Below are 3,278 nucleotides of genomic sequence, written 5' to 3'. Positions count from 1 at the left end.
AGGAGTCTTCGCGCCTTCCCCTCCAATCAACAGGGTGCCAAAAACAACAATAATCTTTAACATAGCCAATTCATTAGCTGTGGCAGCATATTTCAACATTTTATATAACCGATGTTATCTCTAGGAACTGTCTCCCTCAATTTAGCATTTTTTCTGCTTAGTTTTCTTTTTTTCATTGAATTTTAATCTTTCATCCTGATTCAAGTACGTAGAAAAAAAGAAGAACCGTATCGGCCCTTCTTCATTCCTCTTCGGGATTAAGAATGGATAATGTAACATGGTCTTCCCATTCTTTTATAGGATTACGGTGTCAGACACCTACTGGATTGGATTATTCGCTTTTTCCGTCATAAGTTCTTGGAGTGAATGCTTGCGGATCGCTAAGACAAGATCGGCTAGGAAATATAATCCTATTGCTGACCAGACCCACGACCAAAATGGTTCTATTGCTCCGTACATGGTGACTATCCCAGGATGGAGCCATTTCATGCATATGAACGACAAGACCATCCAGCATAAAGAGAAGGGGAGACAAATATGGCCATGAATCTGCATTGGTGTATCGGAATAATCCCACCATTTTCGGTTGAACAACTTCTGCAGCAGTGCTCCTGTCAGATATTCAACAATGGTTGGGATCAAAAAGCAAAGGAGAATAGCTGCTCCCCCATTTGTTTCTGGTGAAATCAGAAATACCAAAAACAAAGGAGTAAAGCCGTACATCGGTTTAAATGGCCCAAATAGAAAATTTGGCTTAAAAAATTCACGTTTCGTAAAAAAGTTATAACTGTTTTCAAGGAGCCAGCCTAGTAACGAATAAATGGTGAAATAAAAGATAATCGCCGCCGCTCCTTCAAGATTAATTAGATCAAGATTTTGAAACTCAATACCATTCAGCAAGTTAATGATCATGGCTGAACCACCTTTCATGGATAAGAAATTCCCACTTTAGGTTTAACAGCCATGCTCCCAAATATACAAAAATTTCCCTATTTTATCCTCCACCTACTATCCAGTTTAAGGTGGCATACTAAACTAAGTTTATTTCCGCCGATTCAAGGATTGATTCCGCCAACTTTTGTCGGAATTCCGCACAGTTTCCAATTGAATCCGCCATTTCAGTCAGGAATTCCGCCAAACCTCTGTTTTCCAGAGGATCCTTACACTGCATGAGATTTTGCTTCCTGGTTTGACCGGAATTTTATAACCGAAGCAACTATCACGGCAATGCTTCCGACCGCGATCCATGCTAAAACTGTCGTCGGATGAGTCCAGCTTAAATTCTTTCCAAAAAAGAACAAGTCTCTGAGCCCTTCAACCAAAAAACGAATGGGCAGCCAAGGTAAAATCCAATCACGGTAAAATGGTGGCATGAACTCTGGAGCCATTGCTAGTAAGGGGGCTCCAAAGAATAACAGAATGACAAAAATGGGAATCCCCTTTATTCCAGTCCAAGACAGAACAGCTGAAATCATTAAGAAAAAGCTGTAACATGCTAAGGATAAGAACAATGCCGTATCTCCAAATTGAGCTATATGAACCCCGATTGCATTCGCCATCCATGTTAGCCCAAATCCTGCCACAAGGGCAATAACTGCTCCCATTAACACTTGAGCCATTAGTGCAATAAACTTTTCCTTCCGACTCGTAAACGATATCTTAGATAACGTCATAAAAATAATCGATGCTCCAGCAATACTTGCCATCCAAAGCGGCTGGAATAAGGAAATCGGAGCATTTCCATTCATGCTATTTCTACCGGTCTCATTGACATTTGTTACTTTTTTCGTGATCGGTGATACCATGAATGCAGCCTGTTTGGTCGTCATCGTTCCCCCTTTTGCCTCAAATTCTGCTAATAATTGCGTCCGGACATTCGTATTAATTTGGTCAACGATTCCATTCAGGACGGTTCCTGCCATCGTGGAGCCAGCTGTATTGATACCTTGGTTCACTACTATCTCAATTTCAGGGGAGACGGGTTCAGGCCCGCGAAGCGACGCTTGCTTCCTCGAGAAATCCTGTGGTATGACTAACGCTGCATAATAATCCCGATTAGCTAAACCCTTATTCGCATCTTGATAACTTTTTACGCGGAAAAATTTAACGGCCGGTTCTTCACCTGAAGAGGGTGTGGCTGTTTTCTGGATCATGTCTGCTATTGAATTCCCCATATTCACTTTTCCTTGCTTTGGAATGTCCACACCTTGGTCCAAATTGACTACCACAATCGGTAAATTCTTAGGAGTAGGCTGTACCGATGGAATCAGCGTTAATCCAAATATAAGTACCACAACTAATACTATAAAAGGTGAAAAAAAAAGCCAATTTACTTTTAAGTAATTTCATAGAAATCCCCCTTTAGTTTTCTAATATAATTAGACACAATGTTGATTAATGTCCATGATGTATATTATAATTCGTTTATTAACGAAGGCAATAAACAATAAAAAACTATCTGTCTATTAATCCACACATAAGATGATTCCGTTTATTTATTCTTACAGAATATTTTTGGAGGGTTTATGCATGCCTGAAAAATTTACAGACAAACGTATTCTACGGACAAAGCGATTGATTCGTGATGCACTGACGGAGTTAATGGAGGAAAAGGGTTTTGAAGGAATAACCGTCCGTGATTTAACTGAAAAAGCAGGAATTAATCGGGGAACCTTTTATCTACATTATCATGACAAATTTGATTTATTGGAGCAGAGTGAAGCGGAGATTTTAAATGAAATTAAAAAAATAGCTCTGGAAATAAACCCAACTGTTTTCATGAACTTTAATAGTGAGAATGAACCCTTTCCGTTCATTGTTAACCTATTCGAATATTTCCATGAAAATTCAAGTTTTATGAAAGTGATTTTGGGTCCAAAAGGCGACGCATCATTCCAAGGGAAAATGAAAGATTTCATTAAGGAGACCTTCTACAATAACATTATGTCCAAAATAAACAGAGAGAACATGCTGGTCCCAGTGGACGATCTTTTTGCATACGTCAGTTCAGCTCACCTCGGTGTGATTCAGCATTGGCTAGAAAGCGGGATGGAAAAATCCCCTCAGGAAATGGCGATGATATTATCGCGAATCACCTTATTGGGACCTAGACATGTTATGGGGTTGAAAAAAATGTAGGCTGCCTTGTTATGTGACAGGCAGTCTTTTTTAAGGCTATTTTCGCATAGATTGTTGTTTTTCGTATAAGTTCATCAATCCGTATAACTAGATGCTTCGTGGCATCTTTTCGTAAGAACATTTGCGAAAATTGCCTAGAA

3 protein-coding genes are annotated in these 3,278 nt (G+C 39.5%); 1 reads left to right on the top strand and 2 read right to left on the bottom strand.

Translation table 11 applies throughout. The annotated features are described in order from the left end of the window. Window positions 1–318: 318 nt before the first annotated feature. Together V7137_RS02740 and V7137_RS02735 are read right to left on the bottom strand one after the other, a co-directional pair. Window positions 319–912 carry a putative ABC transporter permease gene (locus tag V7137_RS02740; protein WP_335696637.1) on the bottom strand — a complete coding sequence of 198 codons (594 nt, stop codon included), beginning with the start codon at window positions 910–912 and terminating at the stop codon, window positions 319–321. 248 nt (window positions 913–1,160) lie between these two features. Further along, window positions 1,161–2,306 carry a YhgE/Pip domain-containing protein gene (locus V7137_RS02735; protein WP_335696655.1) on the bottom strand — a complete coding sequence of 382 codons (1,146 nt, stop codon included), beginning with the start codon at window positions 2,304–2,306 and terminating at the stop codon, window positions 1,161–1,163. Window positions 2,307–2,529: 223 nt separating this feature from the next. On the opposite strand from V7137_RS02735, the gene V7137_RS02730 reads away from it, so the two are divergent. After that, window positions 2,530–3,138: a TetR/AcrR family transcriptional regulator gene (locus V7137_RS02730; RefSeq protein ID WP_335696636.1), complete on the top strand. Its 609-nt coding sequence runs from the start codon at window positions 2,530–2,532 to the stop codon at window positions 3,136–3,138. Window positions 3,139–3,278: the final 140 nt, after the last annotated feature.

The sequence above is a fragment of the Neobacillus drentensis genome, assembly GCF_036962765.1.
Classification (GTDB): domain Bacteria; phylum Bacillota; class Bacilli; order Bacillales; family Cytobacillaceae; genus Neobacillus; species Neobacillus drentensis_C.
Note: the sequence above shows the minus strand (reverse complement) of the source record. Positions and strands in the feature narration are given on the sequence as shown.